Origin of the sequence: Accumulibacter sp. (assembly GCF_036625275.1) — a bacterium.
Lineage (GTDB): Bacteria > Pseudomonadota > Gammaproteobacteria > Burkholderiales > Rhodocyclaceae > Accumulibacter.
Genome location: NZ_JAZKUD010000038.1, coordinates 1 through 15,579, shown reverse-complemented (window position 1 = coordinate 15,579; position 15,579 = coordinate 1). Strand labels below are relative to the sequence as shown.

General features: G+C 62.3%; 13 protein-coding genes and 2 pseudogenes. 9 read left to right on the top strand and 6 right to left on the bottom strand.

The window, feature by feature from the left end; all coding sequences use genetic code 11:
* Positions 1 to 5 precede the first annotated feature (5 nt).
* The gene (locus V5B39_RS12835) at positions 6 to 2,309 is read right to left on the bottom strand and encodes an SUMF1/EgtB/PvdO family nonheme iron enzyme (RefSeq protein WP_332343285.1); all 2,304 of its coding nucleotides are present in this window, start codon (positions 2,307 to 2,309) and stop codon (positions 6 to 8) included.
* Positions 2,310 to 2,544: 235 nt separating this feature from the next.
* On the opposite strand from V5B39_RS12835, the gene V5B39_RS12830 reads away from it, so the two are divergent.
* The 4 genes from V5B39_RS12830 (at position 2,545) to V5B39_RS12815 (ending at position 5,273) form a co-directional block, all read left to right on the top strand.
* A complete protein-coding gene (locus tag V5B39_RS12830) occupies positions 2,545 to 2,958 on the top strand; it encodes a secondary thiamine-phosphate synthase enzyme YjbQ (RefSeq protein ID WP_332343284.1) in 414 nt (137 codons plus the stop codon).
* A 64-nt stretch (positions 2,959 to 3,022) separates the two neighbouring features.
* Positions 3,023 to 3,907, top strand: a complete 885-nt coding sequence (locus tag V5B39_RS12825) for an NAD(P)-dependent oxidoreductase (RefSeq protein ID WP_332343283.1) — start codon at positions 3,023 to 3,025, stop codon at positions 3,905 to 3,907.
* Positions 3,907 to 4,782, top strand: a complete 876-nt coding sequence (locus tag V5B39_RS12820; protein ID WP_332343282.1) for an NAD(P)-dependent oxidoreductase — start codon at positions 3,907 to 3,909, stop codon at positions 4,780 to 4,782. The genes V5B39_RS12825 and V5B39_RS12820 overlap by 1 nt, the downstream gene beginning before the upstream one ends.
* Entirely contained in the window at positions 4,779 to 5,273 is a 495-nt protein-coding gene (locus tag V5B39_RS12815) for an LEA type 2 family protein (protein ID WP_332343281.1), read from the top strand. The genes V5B39_RS12820 and V5B39_RS12815 overlap by 4 nt, the downstream gene beginning before the upstream one ends.
* Positions 5,274 to 5,372: 99 nt before the next feature.
* Here V5B39_RS12815 and V5B39_RS12810 read toward each other — a convergent pair whose 3' ends face one another.
* From V5B39_RS12810 to V5B39_RS12800, 3 genes are all read right to left on the bottom strand, one after another.
* On the bottom strand, positions 5,373 to 5,591 hold the full coding sequence (locus V5B39_RS12810; RefSeq protein ID WP_332343280.1) for a hypothetical protein: 219 nt from the start codon (positions 5,589 to 5,591) through the stop codon (positions 5,373 to 5,375).
* 232 nt (positions 5,592 to 5,823) lie between these two features.
* Positions 5,824 to 8,628, bottom strand: coding sequence for an Hsp70 family protein (locus tag V5B39_RS12805; protein WP_332343279.1), 2,805 nt, complete (start codon positions 8,626 to 8,628; stop codon positions 5,824 to 5,826).
* A gap of 17 nt (positions 8,629 to 8,645) precedes the next feature.
* Positions 8,646 to 10,511 carry a bifunctional metallophosphatase/5'-nucleotidase gene (locus tag V5B39_RS12800; protein WP_332343278.1) on the bottom strand — a complete coding sequence of 622 codons (1,866 nt, stop codon included), beginning with the start codon at positions 10,509 to 10,511 and terminating at the stop codon, positions 8,646 to 8,648.
* Between the two features lie 224 nt (positions 10,512 to 10,735).
* Between V5B39_RS12800 and lysM the strand changes: the two genes are divergently transcribed.
* The gene (lysM, locus tag V5B39_RS12795) at positions 10,736 to 11,248 is read left to right on the top strand and encodes a peptidoglycan-binding protein LysM (protein ID WP_332343277.1); all 513 of its coding nucleotides are present in this window, start codon (positions 10,736 to 10,738) and stop codon (positions 11,246 to 11,248) included.
* Between the two features lie 312 nt (positions 11,249 to 11,560).
* Positions 11,561 to 12,139, top strand: a complete 579-nt coding sequence (locus V5B39_RS12790) for an NnrU family protein (RefSeq protein WP_332343307.1) — start codon at positions 11,561 to 11,563, stop codon at positions 12,137 to 12,139.
* Between the two features lie 287 nt (positions 12,140 to 12,426).
* On the opposite strand, the pseudogene V5B39_RS12785 reads toward V5B39_RS12790, so the two are convergent.
* A pseudogene (locus V5B39_RS12785) lies at positions 12,427 to 13,194 on the bottom strand (IS256 family transposase); the annotation flags it as partial.
* Between the two features lie 28 nt (positions 13,195 to 13,222).
* Here V5B39_RS12785 and V5B39_RS12780 point away from each other — a divergent pair.
* The 3 genes and pseudogenes from V5B39_RS12780 to V5B39_RS12770 form a co-directional block, all read left to right on the top strand.
* Positions 13,223 to 13,714, top strand: a pseudogene (locus tag V5B39_RS12780) (transposase); the annotation flags it as partial.
* Between the two features lie 189 nt (positions 13,715 to 13,903).
* The gene (locus V5B39_RS12775; protein ID WP_332343276.1) at positions 13,904 to 14,155 is read left to right on the top strand and encodes a type II toxin-antitoxin system Phd/YefM family antitoxin; all 252 of its coding nucleotides are present in this window, start codon (positions 13,904 to 13,906) and stop codon (positions 14,153 to 14,155) included.
* Positions 14,152 to 14,406 (top strand): Txe/YoeB family addiction module toxin, encoded by a 255-nt coding sequence (locus tag V5B39_RS12770; protein ID WP_332343275.1) that lies wholly within the window; start codon positions 14,152 to 14,154, stop codon positions 14,404 to 14,406. Before V5B39_RS12775 ends, V5B39_RS12770 begins: the two co-directional genes overlap by 4 nt.
* 97 nt (positions 14,407 to 14,503) lie before the next feature.
* On the opposite strand, the gene V5B39_RS12765 is transcribed toward V5B39_RS12770, so the two are convergent.
* On the bottom strand, positions 14,504 to 15,208 hold the full coding sequence (locus V5B39_RS12765) for a winged helix-turn-helix domain-containing protein (RefSeq protein WP_332343274.1): 705 nt from the start codon (positions 15,206 to 15,208) through the stop codon (positions 14,504 to 14,506).
* Positions 15,209 to 15,579: the final 371 nt, after the last annotated feature.

Below are 15,579 nucleotides of genomic sequence, written 5' to 3'. Positions count from 1 at the left end.
GGCGATCAGGACGGGTTCTTCGCGAGCCGAAAACCGAGGTCGGCGGCCCGATAGGATGCGGCGTTCTTCTGTCGCGCGGCGGAGCGGGCATAGGCCGGGCCGCTGCTCCAGCTACCTCCGCGAATCACCCGCTGCGAGCAGTCGCCGGAGGTGCGTGCCTTGCCATCGAGTGGCGCGCCGCTGTGGTTGGGGTTCCAGCAGTCCTGCGTCCATTCGCTGACATTGCCGATCATGTCATACAGGCTGAAGCCGTTGCGGCCAAAATAGCCGCCGCTGCTGCTGTAGGCCTGAGCATCGCTGCAATTATGGGTGACCGGCCAGGCCAGCAGCTTCTTCAGCGATTCATCGGCGACATTGGCATTGCGGCAGGCGCGGCTCGGCGGTTGGTCGGGATCCGTTCCCTTGTTGGACTGGAACACGCGGGCAAAGAAGTTGCCGGTATCGCTCCACGGGCGTGGCGTGACGCTGCCGCCACGCGCGGCATATTCCCATTCAGCCTCGCTTGGCAGCCGGTGGTATCCGGTAACACCGCCGTTGAGCCAGGCGATATAGGCCTGCGTGTCATTCCAGCTGACGCAAACAACCGGATGACTATCGGTTTGAGCGAAGCCCGGCGAACGCCAGTTGGCGCTACGTTCGATGACGAAATCGCCCCCATTGCGGGCAACATGACAGCCAGGGCTGCGGCCCGGACGTTCCGCCTCGGTCTGGTAGGCCGTGGCCTCGACAAATTTGCGGAACTGTCCGACGGTGACTTCGTAGTAGGCGAGTTCGAAATTCCCGATTCTGACGTTGCGTTGCGGGCGAGCGGCTTCGTCCGCTTCAGGGTTGTCGGAGACATCATCGGCTGCGGCGCCCATCGGGTAATCGCCTGCCGACAGACGTGCCAGGCTCAATTCGCCAATTGCGGCCTGACGGAGTTCGTCCTGTTTCTTCTTCTCTGGCCGCTCGGGTAGGGCCTTGCGGTCGTCGGTCGGTCGTTGCGGGTCGCGCATGCTCAGCTTGCCCTGCGCAATGCGTGCCGCCGCCTCTTCCCGGCGCACCTTCTTCAGCGCTGCCTGAGCGAGGGTGGCGTAGGTTCCTCGGGGGTATTCAGTGAGATAACCCTGATAAGACTCTTCGCTGTTGATCTGTTGGGCTTTCTCCCAGGCCTGTTTCTCCGCTTGTGCCTGTAGTTCCTTTTCCTGTGCTGCCAACCGTTTCAGTTCTGCGCGCGCCAGTGGTGCATACTTGCCGCGCGGAAATTCCTTGAGATAGGTTTCGTAGTAGTCGCGGTTTCCCGCCGCCTGAACCTGTTGCCATAAAACCGTATCCCGGTCCTCAGGCGGTGCAAGCTCGCTTTTTACACGTGGCGCCGCCGCCGGCTGACCCTGCGCTGCCAGGCCGGCGAGTTTGACGCGGGCGGCTGCGGCATAAACGCCCTTTGGATACTCGTTGAGATAGGCCTGGTACGCCGCCGCGGTATTGGCCGCTTCGGCCGCCTGCCAGGCCGCTGCGTCGGCGTCGGCCGGTGCCGACTGGATATTGATCTGCGTGGGTCCGCTGATGATGAAGTAAAAATCGCCGGTCAGGCTGCCTTCCATCCAGGGCTCCTGTTTGCCCTTGGTGGCGTTCTTGACGCGCACCGTCACACGCTTGAGCGCCTGCTCGATCGGCACTCCTTTCTCTTCGATTTGTGCCAGCAGCGCGGCGGTATAGGTGCCGTTGACGCCGTCGCCATCCTCGGCGACGCTACCGGGCCGTGTGGCGTAGTGAATGAGTGTGCCGCTCGGTGCCTGGATACGCGCCAGACCGGCACCTGCGCCCGAGCGGAAGCTACGGGTGAAGGGGTTGTTGCGGCAGGCGTCGAGCAGCACGAGGTTGACCCCGGCTTTCGAGTCCTCCATGGTGTTGAGAACCGTATTGACGTTCAGACTTTGGTGCGGAACATCCTCTTCGCTGGAGATTTCGGCGTCGACGGCCGGCAGGTAGTTCTCGCCGCGAATCTGCAGGCCATGGCCAGCGTAGAAGAAAAGCGCAATCGAACCCGGCTTGAGCTTGCTGCGGAATTCACGCAGCGCGCCACCGATGTCGCGTGCCTTCATGTTCTCGCGAATGATCACGTCAAAGTCCATCTTCTTCAGCTTGTCGCGCATCGCACGCGCGTCGTTGACGGGGTTCTTGAGTGGCGAGTGGGCGTAATTTGAATTGCCGATCACCAGAGCGACGCGATGTTCGTTGGCCTTCGGCAAAGGCTCCTGGGCAAGGAGTGGCAGCGGTAGACTGAGTAGCACACCGATCAGGACGCGAGCTAACAGGTTGAAATGCATGGGCAGTGCCTCGTGAGGAGTGGAACGAATCAGGTTCTCAAGATTACCAGAGTCTGATTGCGCAATGGCCCGATCCGCGGTGTACGCCCCTTTGTTTTATCAGACGCGAATCGCTACACTGGCGAGCATCGTTGTACGATAGTCGGAGGACCTTGATCGGAGCGCAGGTTGCCGGCTTTTCTGATGGGCGCGCCGGAAGAAAACGGGCTGCGTGAGGACCAGATGGAGGGGCTGGATGGCTTATCAGGAAAGCTTTGATGTCCACACCCGTGGGCGCGGCAGTATCGAGATCACCGCCGAGGTGGCCCGTATCGTTCGCGCCTCCGGCTTGTCGACCGGCATCGCGCATGTTTTTGTCCAGCATACGAGCTGTTCGTTGATGATCACCGAAAACGCCGACCCCTCGGTGCGCCGCGACCTCGAAACCCTGGTCGCCCGCTGGGCACCCGACGGCGACCCAGCTTATCTGCACGATGACGAGGGCGCCGACGACATGGCGGCGCATGCACGCAACATCCTCGCCGGCAGCTCGCTGGGCATCCCGATCGGCAAGGGCGAGCTACGCCTTGGAACCTGGCAGGGAATTTATCTCTGGGAACACCGGACGCTGGCGCATCGGCGCAGCGTCGTGGTGACGGTCCTGGCATGAGTCGCATACGCGACTTTCACATTGAACTTCAGGGCGCGATCTGGCCATCACAACAGGAGCAGCAATGAAAATCGGATTCATTGGTCTGGGTATCATGGGGCGCCCGATGGCGCTGAACCTCTTGCACGGGGGGCACCCGCTCACCGTCTGGGCGCGGCGTGCGGAGTCGATGCAGCCTTTGCTGGACGCCGGTGCCGATGCGGCGGCCAGCCCTGCCGAGGTGGCCAAGGGGGTCGATGTGGTGATCTCGATGGTTGCCGATGCGCCCGATGTCGAACAGGTGATGCTCGGCGAACGGGGGGTGGCGAGCGCCGGCAGAAGCGGCCTGATCGCTGTCGACATGAGCACTATTCGGCCGGCAGCCGCGCGCGACATCGGCACACGCCTGCTTGCGCAAGGCATCGATTTTCTCGACGCGCCGGTTTCCGGAGGCGAGGTCGGCGCCATCGCCGGCACGCTGTCGATCATGGTCGGCGGCACGGTAAGCGCTTTCGATCGCGCACGACCGGCGTTTGCCTGCATGGGCAGGAACATCGTGCATGTGGGCGATGCGGGGGCCGGACAGGTGGCCAAGGCGGCCAACCAGATCGTTACCGGCGTCGGTGTGCTGACTGTCGCCGAGGCGCTCAATTTTGCGGCCAGGAGCGGCGTCGACCCGGCCAGGGTGCGCGAAGCGCTGCTGGGCGGTTTCGCCTATTCGAAGATTCTCGAGAATCACGGCCAACGCATGCTGGACCGCAACTTCAAACCGGGTTTCAAGTCTTGGATGCATCAGAAAGACATGAACATCGTCATGCAGAGTGCGCACGAACTGGGCCTGTGCCTGCCGGTGTCGGCAGCGACGGCACAGATGTATAACGCGATGGTCGGTTCGGGACTGGGCGAGGAGGACTCGATTGCCATTCTCAAGCTGCTTGAGCGTCTGTCCGGCGGCGAGAGAGAGACCTGATGCGGCTCGGTTTCATCGGCCTCGGTGTGATGGGCCGGCCGATGGCGCTGCATCTGCTGCAGGCCGGGCATCAGGTTGCGGTCTGGGCACGGCGTTCCGTGTCCTGCGAGCCCCTGCTGGCTGCTGGAGCGCTGCACTGCGCATCGGCGGCGGCCGTCGCCGGATACGCCGAGGTGGTATTCACGATGGTCACCGCCGGTGCCGACGTCGAGCATCTGACGCTCGGCGCGGATGGCCTGCTGGCGGGATTCGCTCCGGGTTCGATCCTGGTGGACATGAGCACCATCGCGCCGCAAACGGCACACTCGCTGGCCGAGCGTCTGTCCCGGTCGGGCGTCGACATGCTCGACGCGCCGGTTTCCGGCGGTGAGCAGGGGGCGATCGCGGCGACGCTGGCGATCATGGTGGGCGGCAAGGCGGCGGTGCTCGAACGGGTGCGTCCACTCTTTGCACTGCTCGGCAGATCGGTTGTACATGTCGGTGGGCACGGCGCCGGGCAGGTCGCCAAGGTGTGCAATCAGATGCTGATGGTTGCGGCGATTCAGGCCGTGGCCGAGGCGCTGCACCTGAGCCGCGCCGCCGGTGCCGATCCGGCCAGGGTAAGACAGGCGCTGGCTGGCGGTTCAGCCGGCAGCCGTGTCCTGGAAGTGATGGGTGGGAAAATGGTCGATCGGGACTTCGTTGCCGGGGTCGAGGCTCGCCTGCATCACAAGGATTACCGCATCGTCATCGGCGAGGCCCATCGTCTTGGGATTCCCCTGCCGGTTGCCGCGCAGGTCGATCAGCAACTCAATGCCCTGATGGCAATGGGCTGGGGACGTGCGGATACGGCGTCGTTATTGCGGGTTCTGGAAGCCGGTGGCGAGTGCTCATGAAAAAATGTCTGGTGATCGTGTCGATCGCTCTGTTGAGCGCTTGTGCCGGACTCGGAGGCTTTGCACAAAAGCCCGAGGTCAGTGTTGCCGGCCTGAATCTGGTACAACTGGGCCTGTTCGAACAACGTTTCCTGCTCAAATTGCGAATCCAGAATCCGAACGATGTGGAATTGCCGATCAATGGCCTGAACTTCGAGATCGAGCTCAATGGACAGGCGTTCGTCAAGGGCCTGTCGGACAAGGCGGTCAGCGTTCCGAGATTTGGTGAAGCGGTACTCGAGGTGATGGCCACCAGTACGCTGGGGAGCACCCTGAAACAGCTTCGCGACTTGCAGAAGGGCGGCCAGGAGCGGGTCGACTACCGGATCGTCGGGCGCATCAATATTCCCGGTTTGGGCAATGTGCCCTTCGAACGGCGCGGCGACCTGCAGATGCCGGCGGTCGACAATTCACCTCGGAAGTCGCTTCCTCCCGGTTCGAACCGGACCTGATGACTGGCAAAGTCGCGTCAGCGACTCGGGGAAGGGGTTGGGGGAGAGGGAAACGGTCATGACTTTCATGATCCGCGGTGCCTGGAAAAGTGATGACCGTTAGTGCAGGGAAATAATCACCTTGTCCCACCCGGAACCCTCGTCCTCGCAGTCCTCGTTGCGTTGACCCGCTAGGGCCGCCAGCCGCGCTTCCACTTCTGCAATCGATTCTCCCGTCAACTGAAACCTGCGGCGTTCATTGCCGCAACGGCGTTCGGCTATCCCGGCCGGTGGACCGGAATTCGTTTGGCGGCGATCTTGGTTTCTCTTCGCACGCATGCTTGACTCCTTGAAAAGATCCCTGGCCAGAGCTTTCGCTACCTTTTGGCAACACAGTCAATGACCTTGCCGGCGGCCATTATCCGGAATACCGACTTTCGATGTCAATCTGCAGAGAGCCTCGCGGGCGTCCCGATGACTGTCATCAAGTGCCTAAGTTAATGATATTTTTTGATCATTGACGGCGGCGCTGGCGGTCGCCGGTGGCCTCTCCGGAGAGCGTCTGTGCGGGTCATTCGGCAGCCTGCCGAAGGACATTCCCGGTTTCTGGCACAAGTTTCAATCCTGCCGGCAGGGATTCGCCGAAAGCGCGGCGTTGGTCGGCCTTGTCGAGTTCGACGACGTTCTGCACCTGCCTGATCCAGGTGGTGCTGGCATTGATTGCCGCCAGGCGCGCGAGAACCACGTGGCGGATGTCGTCCGGCAGGTCGCGCGCGCGGTCGCCGGTCAGACGGGCGATTTGAGTTGCCGCAAAAGCGGCCGGTTCGACCTTTTTCCAGTCCAGCGCCAGCAGGGCTTGCAGCCAGTGGCCAGCAGTCTCGGCCGGGATCACCTGGTGAGCGCTGCCATAGAGCGACTGGCGGGCGCCGATACGGCCGATCGCCCACCAGCCGAGCGTTTTCTCCGAGCCCTTGCGAAACCGTTCGAGCAGCCATTCGCCGGCTTCAAGCTTGCGTTCGACGGGTAGTCTTTCGAGCGAAGCGAGCAGGCGCAGCATATCGTCGTGACTGCCGGCGATGGTCGCGGCCAGGCGACTGCGGCTCTTCGTCGGCTCGGCACGTAGCCAAGGCCAGAGTTCGGCCAGGAGCTGGTTCTGGACGGCAGCCGGCAGGCCGCCCGCCGCGCGTCGCCAGAGGATCCACCATTCCGACCAATTCTGGCTCTCGTTCACATACTGGATTCCCTGTGGAAACAAGTCGCAGAGTTGCTCGATCCGCCACTCGTCGAGCGCATAGCCGAGGCCGGGACGTAGGCAGAAACCGGCCAGATTGAGCCACAGGCGTTCGTGTTCCGGCGACCGCCGGCGCCGCCGTGCGCGCTGCAACAGGACGTCGAAGAGGGCGCGCAGCAGCGGCATCTCCCAGTCCTCGCGCTTGCCGAGCAGATGCTCGATCTGGCCGCGCAGGCGACGCACCTCCTTGTTGTCGACCGGTTGCGAACTGGCCCCGAAAATGCGCTCGATACATTGCACGGCGTCAGCGAAACGTGCCGGCAGGGCTGTCGACGACACGGCAGTATGGCCGTCGTCGGCACGCAACTGAAATTCGAGCAACCAGCGGCGGGCGGCATCGTCAACACTGACGCAGTGGATTTCAAGGGTGCCGACTTCGGTCATGGCGGTGCTCAGTTGCACGCGCACCTCGCGCTGATGGCTGTCGGTGGGCGCCTGTACGACGGTGGCGATGGGCGGCAGGCGAACGAAATCATCGTCGTCGAGAAAGCTGATTTCGCCCGGCCGATAAGCATTGTCGGCAACCGACGACGCGAGGTGAAAACGTACCGGCTGGCCGAGGCGCAGACTGAAGATGCGTTCGGGCAGCCGGATTTCGTGGCCTTCTTCCGTACCACGCGGCAGCAGGCAAATGCCGCGCCGCTGCTGTCCCTGGTCGTCGAGAAGCAGAAAGTAACTGCGTGCCGATCCGCCACCGATTCGCCGCCCCTGCCCCTGGCGGATCAGCGCGTAGGCCACCGCACCTCGGGCCACGGCGACGTCAGGGTTATCATTGTGCAGAAGGCGCAGCGCGGCACCGCGCCAGTCGCCGAGGGTGTCCTGCAGACGTTTGGCAAGGGCATCGGCACGGAAAACGCCACCGTTGAACAGCAGCGTATCCGGTACCGGCAGGCCTGGTTCGCCGCCGGGGTCGGTGGCGTCTCCGAGTGCCTGGCGCGCGGCCTGCGCGTGTCGTCTGAGGAAAGCGGCGACGTGGCGCGTAATCGCCGGGTCAGCGGGGTAGGGCAGCCCGAACTCGACGATCGCGGCGCGCCGCTGCTGAACGGGCGCATCGGGTGGCACGCGCGGGAAGAAGCCGTCGACGATCACTTGCAGGACTTCCTCGCGCTTCAGTTCGACCGTGCGCGCGCCACCGATCAGCCGCGAGCCGCCGCCGAGCAGCGTCAGTGGTACCGTCTCGGGAGCACCGGCAGCCAGCAACTGTTCCTTGGCCACCCGGCAGCGCGCCGTCAGTTGCGAAAAGCGCGGCGCTGACAGGCGGCCTTCGCTGGCCGGCAGGCGCGACTCGACGAGGTGCGCGAGCGCGAGATCCATGTTGTCGCCACCGAGCATCAGGTGATCGCCGACGCCAATGCGGGTGAGTACCGGCTGGCCGTCCTGGATCGCCACCTGGATCAGCGTCAGATCGGTGGTGCCGCCGCCGACGTCGCAGACCATCAGCAGCCGCGTTGCCGCGAGTTCATCGGCAAGGCTCTGCTGGTGACGGAACAGCCAGTCGTAGAAAGCCGCTTGTGGTTCCTCGAGCAGGCGCAGATTGGTCAGGCCGGCTTGTCGCGCGGCCTCGAGGGTCAGCGCGCGCGCGCCTTCGTCAAAGGAGGCAGGGACGGTCAGGATCACCTGTTGTTGTTCGAGTGGCGCTTTGGGAAAACGGTGTTGCCAGGCGGCGCGAACATGCGCCAGATAGCTCGCGCTGGCCAGCACCGGCGAAACCTTGGCGACCTCCTCTTCGGCGCCCCAAGGCAGAATCGGCGCCAGGCGATCGACCGCGGCGTGCGATAGCCAGCTTTTGGCGCTGGCGACCAGCCGACCGGGAACCTGCGCCCCGAGATCAAGTGCCAGGCGGCCGGTGACCAGCGGTGCACCGCCTTCCCCGGTGACCCACGGCAGTTGCAGATCACCCGGGCTGATCTCGCCGGCGGCCGGATGAAAACGCACCGACGGCAGCAACGGCCGCGCGGCTACCTGGCCGGGACCGACCAGTTGCTCGATTTCGAACAGTTCGACTTGTCTCCTGCCAGGCGCGCTGTAGGCAACGACCGTATTGCTGGTTCCCAGATCGATTCCGACGATGTATGGTTGTTTCATGGTCTTTAAGGCTTCTCTCAGGGCAGCACCCTGCCATCGCGACTGATCACCCGCTGGTGGCTGTAATCGGCGGCCGCCGGTCGGCTGACGGTACCGCGCGCCAGCAGGTAATCGACGAAGGTTTGCGTGTAGTTGAGATAGGTGTTCACGCTGTGGCCGGTCTGATGGACCCTGCCGAGCGTCGTATAACCGTCGCTGCCGGTCGCCAGGTAATCGCTGGTCACCAGGGTATAACGCCCTTGTGGGTCGATGGCCTGCCAGATTTCGTCACCCTTGCGCTGGACCTCGATGGCACTGAAGCGGCGGCCACGCGGCTGCGACAGGTCGAGCTGCCAGCGCAGGCCGGCGGCGTAGGGGTGGGAGCCGTCCGATCCGCCGCGATCAAGGTAATTGCCGACGGCATCTTCGAGCACCTCCACGACCTGGCTGCCACTGAGCTGCAGTTCGAAAAGCACGTTGCTGTAAGGCAGCACGGTGTACGCGGTGTTGAAACTGACTGCGCCCTGCGGCAGCGGGCTGCGGATGCCACCGCCGTTCTGCAGGGCGATGTCGGCAAGCCTGCTTGCCTGCCGGTAAGCGATGGCGACGGCCTGTGCGATGTCGCTGCCGCGTGCCAGGGTATTGGCCTGTTCGCAGCCGGCAACGCCACTGCTGCGGTTGGTCGATTCGCCGGGTACGCGCACCAGGCACAGCGATTCGCTGGCGATGCCGATCTGCTGCTTTTTCAGGTCTTCGAGGCGGCTGGCAAAGCGGCCGAGGAGGGCCTGCGCGGGTGGATCGGCAGTGACCACGCGCGCGCCGCCGGGTCCCTGCAATGCCTTGACGATACGCGCGCGTGTGACCGCGTCGACGGCGACGAAAGTGCCGCTGGCATCCTTCTGTCGAAAATCATCGCCGATCGGCAGGGTCACCTCGCCGCGGCAGCTCTCGACGCGGCCTTCTGCATCGAAGCGAACCTGCAGCAGGCCGAAAGCCTTGGCGTATTCCCAGGCCTGGCCGATACAGACCGGGTCGCCGTCGCGGTTGCGGACGATCGTCGGGTAGGGGCCGGAAGAAGCGTCGATTCCGATCGCCGAAAAATCGCCGAGCAGGGTATGCGAGTCGCCACCGATGATCACGTCCACGTCACTGAGCTGTGCGGCCATCGCCACGTCGGCTGCATAGCCCTGGTGGGTGAGCAGGATGATGTGGCGGACGCCCTGCGCGCGCAGTCGTTCAATGTATTTTTGCGCACTGGCAATTTCGTCTGCGAAGCGCGTGCTCGGTAGCGGTCGCGAGGAATTCATCGTCTTGCCGCGCACTTCGATGCCGATGATGCCGACGGTGACGTTGCCGAATGACTTGAGCAGATAGGGGTGCAGATAATCATGGGCGGCGACCGGCGCGAGCGGGGTGCCGATCGCCGCTTCGACATTGGCGGCGAGAACGGTGGTCCGGCAGGGGCCGCTGCGCAAGTCATCGAGAAAGCGCTGCAGGCCGGCGTCGCCTTCATCGAACTCGTGGTTGCCGAGTTCGAAAGCGTCGAAGCAGACGCTGTTCATCAGCGCCGCGTCGGCTTCCCCCTGGTAGAGGGTATGGTAGAGGGTGCCGGTCAGCGCATCGCCAGCGTGCAGCTTCAACAGGTTCGGCAGACCCTGGCTGGCTTTGAACAGCGTCGTCAGGCGAGGAAAACCGCCGGCCTCGACGCGCGTCGACACGCCGTCGAGGCTAATCTCGAAGTCCGGAATGGCCTCGAGGTGTGAATGGTGGTCGTTGATGTGCGCGATATGGATTTCGAGGGCACTGGTCGGGGGCGGGGCGGAAAGCGGTGCAGTCTGGCAGGCGCTTAAGGAAAGTGCCAGGGCGAGCAGGCTGGCCGGGCAGGAGATCAGCATTGGGCGCATGTGGGCGGATCCGAGGGCAGATTGAGCGAGTGGGCGAGTGTCGCACACACCGGCGCACCGCAGCAATGCACTAGCCATCGCCAGGTGGGCTGGCAGCGGGGGCCATGGCGCTGCCTTTGAGAATGCTTTTGGAGCTGCTAGACTGGTTTGGGTCTGCCAACGAGGGTAGCCATCAAGAGGGGTTTCCGGCGCCAGCGTGCGCCGCTTTTTCAGGAGCAAACGACATGGGTTTATTGGATTTCGTCAAGGAAGCAGGCGAGAAGCTTTTTCACGCCAAGGATAGCGAAGCGGCGTCGGCCGAACTGGCCAGCGCCCCCGACGACGAGGCGGTCAAGGCACGCCTGGACGAACTGAATCGTACCGCAGCGGACGCCATCGAGGCTTACATCAACACCCAGAACCTGCCGGTGACCGGCCTGACGGTAAGCTTTGACGGTGCAAGCGGAACGGCGACGGTCTTCGGAGTCGCCGGTGACCAGGCCAGCAAGGAGAAAATCCTCCTCTGCTGCGGCAACGTCACCGGGGTATCGCAGGTCAGCGACATGCTGTCGGTCGATCAGAGCGAACCCGAAGCGACCTTCTACACCGTCGTCGCCGGCGACAATCTGTCGAAGATCGCCAAACGGCACTACGACAACGCCAACAAGTACCCGCTGATCTTCGAAGCCAACCAGCCGATGCTGACGCACCCGGACAAAATCTATCCCGGCCAGGTACTGCGCATTCCGCCGGAGTAGGTCGGCAGCCATTTTCCGCCAGGCAAGCGCCGCTGGCGATCGGGCAGTGGTCCGGGCGGGAGAGGACCGCAACGATCGATCATGCTGGCGAACGAACCCTCTTCCAAACGGTCATGCCTTTTCCAGGTACTCCCCGATCATGAAAGTCATGACCGTTTCCCTCCCCTGCAGGGCGCATTCCGGCTTGCACGCCGGAATCGTTCGATGGGCGCGGAGCATGGACTGCAGGACAAACGCCGGGACTTTGTCGAGGATACCGGGATCCAGGTAGGCACCAAGAACCTCGGAGCAAACCACCTTGAGCTGATTATCATGAGCTATCTCGTCATCGGACTGATCGTTTTCCTCGGCGCTCATTCGCTACGCATCGTCGCCGGCGACTGGCGCGATACCCAGCGCGCCCGGCTTGGCGAAATGCGCTGGAAAGGCGTTTTCTCGCTGGTCTCGGTGCTCGGATTGGCGCTGATCATCTGGGGTTATGGCCTGGCACGCGTGGATTCCCCGGTCCTGTGGCTGACGCCGCGGGGGACTCGCCACCTGGCTGCCCTGCTGACCCTGCCGGCGTTCATTCTGCTGGTCGCCGCCTTCGTACCCGGCAGCCACCTCCAGGCAAGGGTCGGCCATCCGATGGTCACCGGTGTCAAGCTCTGGGCATTGGCACATCTGCTCGCCAACGGTAGTCTGGCCGACGCGATGCTGTTCGGCCCTATCCTCGTTTGGGCCGTGGCGAGTTTCGTCTCGTTGCGGCGCCGCGACCGGATTGCTGGACGGACCTACCCGGTGCGAGGATGGGCCAGCGATGCGCTGGTGCTCGGCATTGGCCTCGTCACCTGGCTGGGCTTTGCCTTCTACGGCCATACCTGGCTGATCGGCGTAGGGCCTTTTGGCTAACGCGGTCATGGTTTTTCCGGGGTCGATACGTCTCAGGCTGCCTGCTCAGGGGCTCCAGATGCTGCTCAAGTGTCGTGATGCTGGCTACAATTCGCTGCATGGGCTGGGCTCCTCTCTCTCCGTGTGGTCGTCAAGCTCCCCACGATAGCAGAGGTTCTCCAGCCCTTCCTTCACCTCAAGCGTCCCAGCCTCTCGCAGGCTTCGTTCCTGCTGCCTTCCGCGCCGTACGCAGTCAAGTCCAAAATCTGCTGTAAATTCTCTCCAGTTCGATTGATGACGGAGGGTTTTCAGCCGGCGAGGGCAACCCCGGGGTTGCCCTCGCCAGCGGCGGCACGGGCGGCGCCCCACTCCACGAATTCGTCCATGTCGAGATACTTCCTTTCCTGCCAGACGTCGTTCTGCTCGGCCAGCAGGGTGCCAATCAAGCGCAACGCCGACTCGTCGTTCGGAAAGATGCGAATCACCCGTTCGCGGCGCCGTATCTCCTCGTTCAATCTCTCCGGGTTCGATTCCCCGCCCCTTGGGGCGCACACTTTTGCCGTTGACTTTGGTTTTGATACCCCGCGGCTTGCCGCGGGGTTGTTCATTCGCTCCTGCAGGTTGGTCGTCCGCAGCCGGCGCCGGGACTTCTCCGGCGGCGCCATGACCGCCATCGCGTCCTCGAAGCCGGCTTCCAGGCAGGCCACGGCCTTGGGCGCCGTCTTGGCGAACCGCTGCGAGAATTCGGTCAGCCGGCGCTCGGCCTCGGCCCTGTCCGGCGCCTGGAGCATGAGCTTGGCCGCAGCCGCCACCTCGGCGCGCACCTTGACCGGCGCGTGCGAAAGCAGGTTGCGCATCAGATGAACCTGGCAGCGCTGCCAGCTCGCACCCTGGAAGGGTTTGACAATCACCTGTACGAGCCCGCCGTGCTCGTCAGAGACGACGAATATGACGCCCTTGAGGCCCCGGCTCTTGAGCCAGCGAAAGGTCTCGTCCTAGGTGGCGAAGCTCTCGGTGTCGCCGATCTTCACGCCCAGAATCTCGGGGTAGCCGTCGCTACGAATGCCCAAGATCACCCTACTACACCAACGCCCCTCGAGACGTTCGTTCTTGACGGTGCTTTGGTGCTTTTCCCGGGTCTGGGTCAGGGCGCCCTCCGGTCGCCAACGCTTCAACGTCCTGGGCGCACTCAATGCCGTGACCAAACAGGTCATCACGGTGACCCATGCCACTTATCTCAATTCCCTGAGCGTCTGCGAGTGGCTCGACAAGTTAGCGGCTTTGCCGCTGAACCTGCCCATCACGGTCGTCCTGGACAATGCCCGTTATCCATGCTGCGAACTCGTCAAAACGCACGCCGAGAAACTTCACATCGAGTGGCTGTTCCTCCCCACGTACTCCCCCAATCTCAATCTCATCGAGCGATTGTGGAAGTTCGTCAAAAAGCAGTGCCTGTATGCCAAGTACTACCCCAACTTCAGCTCCTTCATGAACGCCATCCAAGGTTGCCTGGACGATACCCATACCATTCACCAAACGGCTCTGAACTCCCTCTTGAGCCTCAACTTTCAAACCCTACAGAAAGCGCAGTTGTGACCGCGCACGGTATAACGCGCCATGCCCGGCGCACACGTGGAGGTAACCGGCAGCCCGCGAAGCGCGTAGGGAACCAACAGCGCAGCTGTTGGCTGTCCGGTTGACCGCAGGGTTGGGCGTCAGGGCGGCCGTGCTGGACAACGGGGCGACGGCAGCGTACAGTAGCGCGTACATGTTCGGAGCCTTGCCATGGATGCCATTACCTACACCGCCGCACGCGCAAACCTCGCCAGCACAATGGACCGCGTTTGCAACGACCACGAAGCCTTGATTATTACCCGCAACGGCGAGCAGTCGGTGGTAATGCTTTCGCTCGAGGACTACAAGGCATTGGAGGAAACTGCACATTTGCTGCGTACTCCCGCCAATGCGAGGCGCCTTCTTTCGGCGGTGGCTCATCTGAACGCCGGTAAAGGCATTGAGCGAAAGTTGGCCGAGTGAAACTAATTTTCGCCGAAGAAGCATGGGACGATTACCTGTACTGGCAGAAGCAAGACAGGCGAATGGTCGAGCGAATCAACAAGCTCGTTGCGGAGATACAGCGGCAACCATTTGAAGGGATTGGCAAGCCAGAACCCTTGAAACATGCGCTCTCAGGCTTTTGGTCACGGCGCATAAACGATGAACACCGGATTGTTTATCGCGTAGAGGGGGACACGCTTCAAATCGCTCAACTGCGTTTCCATTACTGATAGCGCTTTTCCACTGGGTGACGCCCAACGTAGAAGTGAGCGGCCTGCGCGGCTTTTCGCGCAGGTCCGCTCGACTGCCGGGTTCGGCCTCTGCGGACTACAGAGGCGCATGCTCTTTGACAATTTCAATGAGTTCGCCAAGTGATAGCGGCTTATCTCTCTTGCGATGAACCATCCTGTGACAGTTGGAGCAAAGCACAGTCAGATCTTTCGCAGGATCAATGGCGGTCGGTTCGATGTACGTTGATATTGGCACTAGGTGATGTACCTCGATGTAGTCCTTCCCGCGCTCGCCATAAGCGTCAGCGAAATTGAAACCGCAGGCTTTGCATGAGGTGCCGTGAAGTTTGATTGCTGAGGCGCGAAGCTGTGGGTTCCTTTCATAGAACGCCACGAGCCGAGCAGTCTTTCCACCTTCTTCCAGTTGTTCTTCGAGAGCGAGAGAGGCGAGGTCTGCGGCGACTTGCTCTTCGATAGCCGCAGTTTGCCCAGCAGGGCCAAGGGCTTTAGCTCTTTCTTCGCCTTTGGGAGTAATGACCCAATACCCGTGGGCGGCACTTGGGCCAACTCCAGCGCGATACAACAGACCCCGGTTTGCAAGATGAGGCCGCGCAAATTGAACTCGGTTGGCCCACTTGCTCACGGAGTTCCGATATCTCTCGGTTCGCTCCTCGTGGGTTAGCTCGGGATGAAGCTGTGCGAGTTGCTCGTATGCAGCCGCCGCCAATACTCGCCGTTCTGGGTGAGAAGCGATCAAGGCGAGCAACTCACGCTGAATAGTATCGTCGTCGGGAATAGCCATGGATCAAGAGGCCGAACGTTTGAATTCACCGGCCTTGCGCGGCTTTATGCGCAAGGTCCGGTGGAATGATTTGTTAGCAATTTACGCTTCAAAGTGTGATGCTACTTCAATTTTATTGGCAAGATAGCCTAAAGCCCCTATTCCACCATTCCAATCAAAATCATTAATAATTGTAAGTAGTCTATTCGCACGCGCCCTTTGTTTTTCGCTAGCGACTTCCGACTGCGCTACTTCTCTGTATTCCGTAATCGTTCACACCCCCTCAACAAAATCTTCCAGCGTGATGATTTGTATGGGATAGTTGCGGCACTTTCGGACGACCTGAGCGACGCGGGGCGATGCACCTGAGCAGACATGACCTTTTCCAGATG

Coding starts and splice junctions, on each gene's coding strand:
- V5B39_RS12835 (WP_332343285.1), bottom strand. CDS start 2,309: ATGCATTTCAACCTGTTAGCTCGCGTCCTGATCGGTGTGCTACTCAGT.
- V5B39_RS12830 (WP_332343284.1), top strand. CDS start 2,545: ATGGCTTATCAGGAAAGCTTTGATGTCCACACCCGTGGGCGCGGCAGT.
- V5B39_RS12825 (WP_332343283.1), top strand. CDS start 3,023: ATGAAAATCGGATTCATTGGTCTGGGTATCATGGGGCGCCCGATGGCG.
- V5B39_RS12820 (WP_332343282.1), top strand. CDS start 3,907: ATGCGGCTCGGTTTCATCGGCCTCGGTGTGATGGGCCGGCCGATGGCG.
- V5B39_RS12815 (WP_332343281.1), top strand. CDS start 4,779: ATGAAAAAATGTCTGGTGATCGTGTCGATCGCTCTGTTGAGCGCTTGT.
- V5B39_RS12810 (WP_332343280.1), bottom strand. CDS start 5,591: ATGCGTGCGAAGAGAAACCAAGATCGCCGCCAAACGAATTCCGGTCCA.
- V5B39_RS12805 (WP_332343279.1), bottom strand. CDS start 8,628: ATGAAACAACCATACATCGTCGGAATCGATCTGGGAACCAGCAATACG.
- V5B39_RS12800 (WP_332343278.1), bottom strand. CDS start 10,511: ATGCGCCCAATGCTGATCTCCTGCCCGGCCAGCCTGCTCGCCCTGGCA.
- lysM (WP_332343277.1), top strand. CDS start 10,736: ATGGGTTTATTGGATTTCGTCAAGGAAGCAGGCGAGAAGCTTTTTCAC.
- V5B39_RS12790 (WP_332343307.1), top strand. CDS start 11,561: ATGAGCTATCTCGTCATCGGACTGATCGTTTTCCTCGGCGCTCATTCG.
- V5B39_RS12775 (WP_332343276.1), top strand. CDS start 13,904: ATGGATGCCATTACCTACACCGCCGCACGCGCAAACCTCGCCAGCACA.
- V5B39_RS12765 (WP_332343274.1), bottom strand. CDS start 15,208: ATGGCTATTCCCGACGACGATACTATTCAGCGTGAGTTGCTCGCCTTG.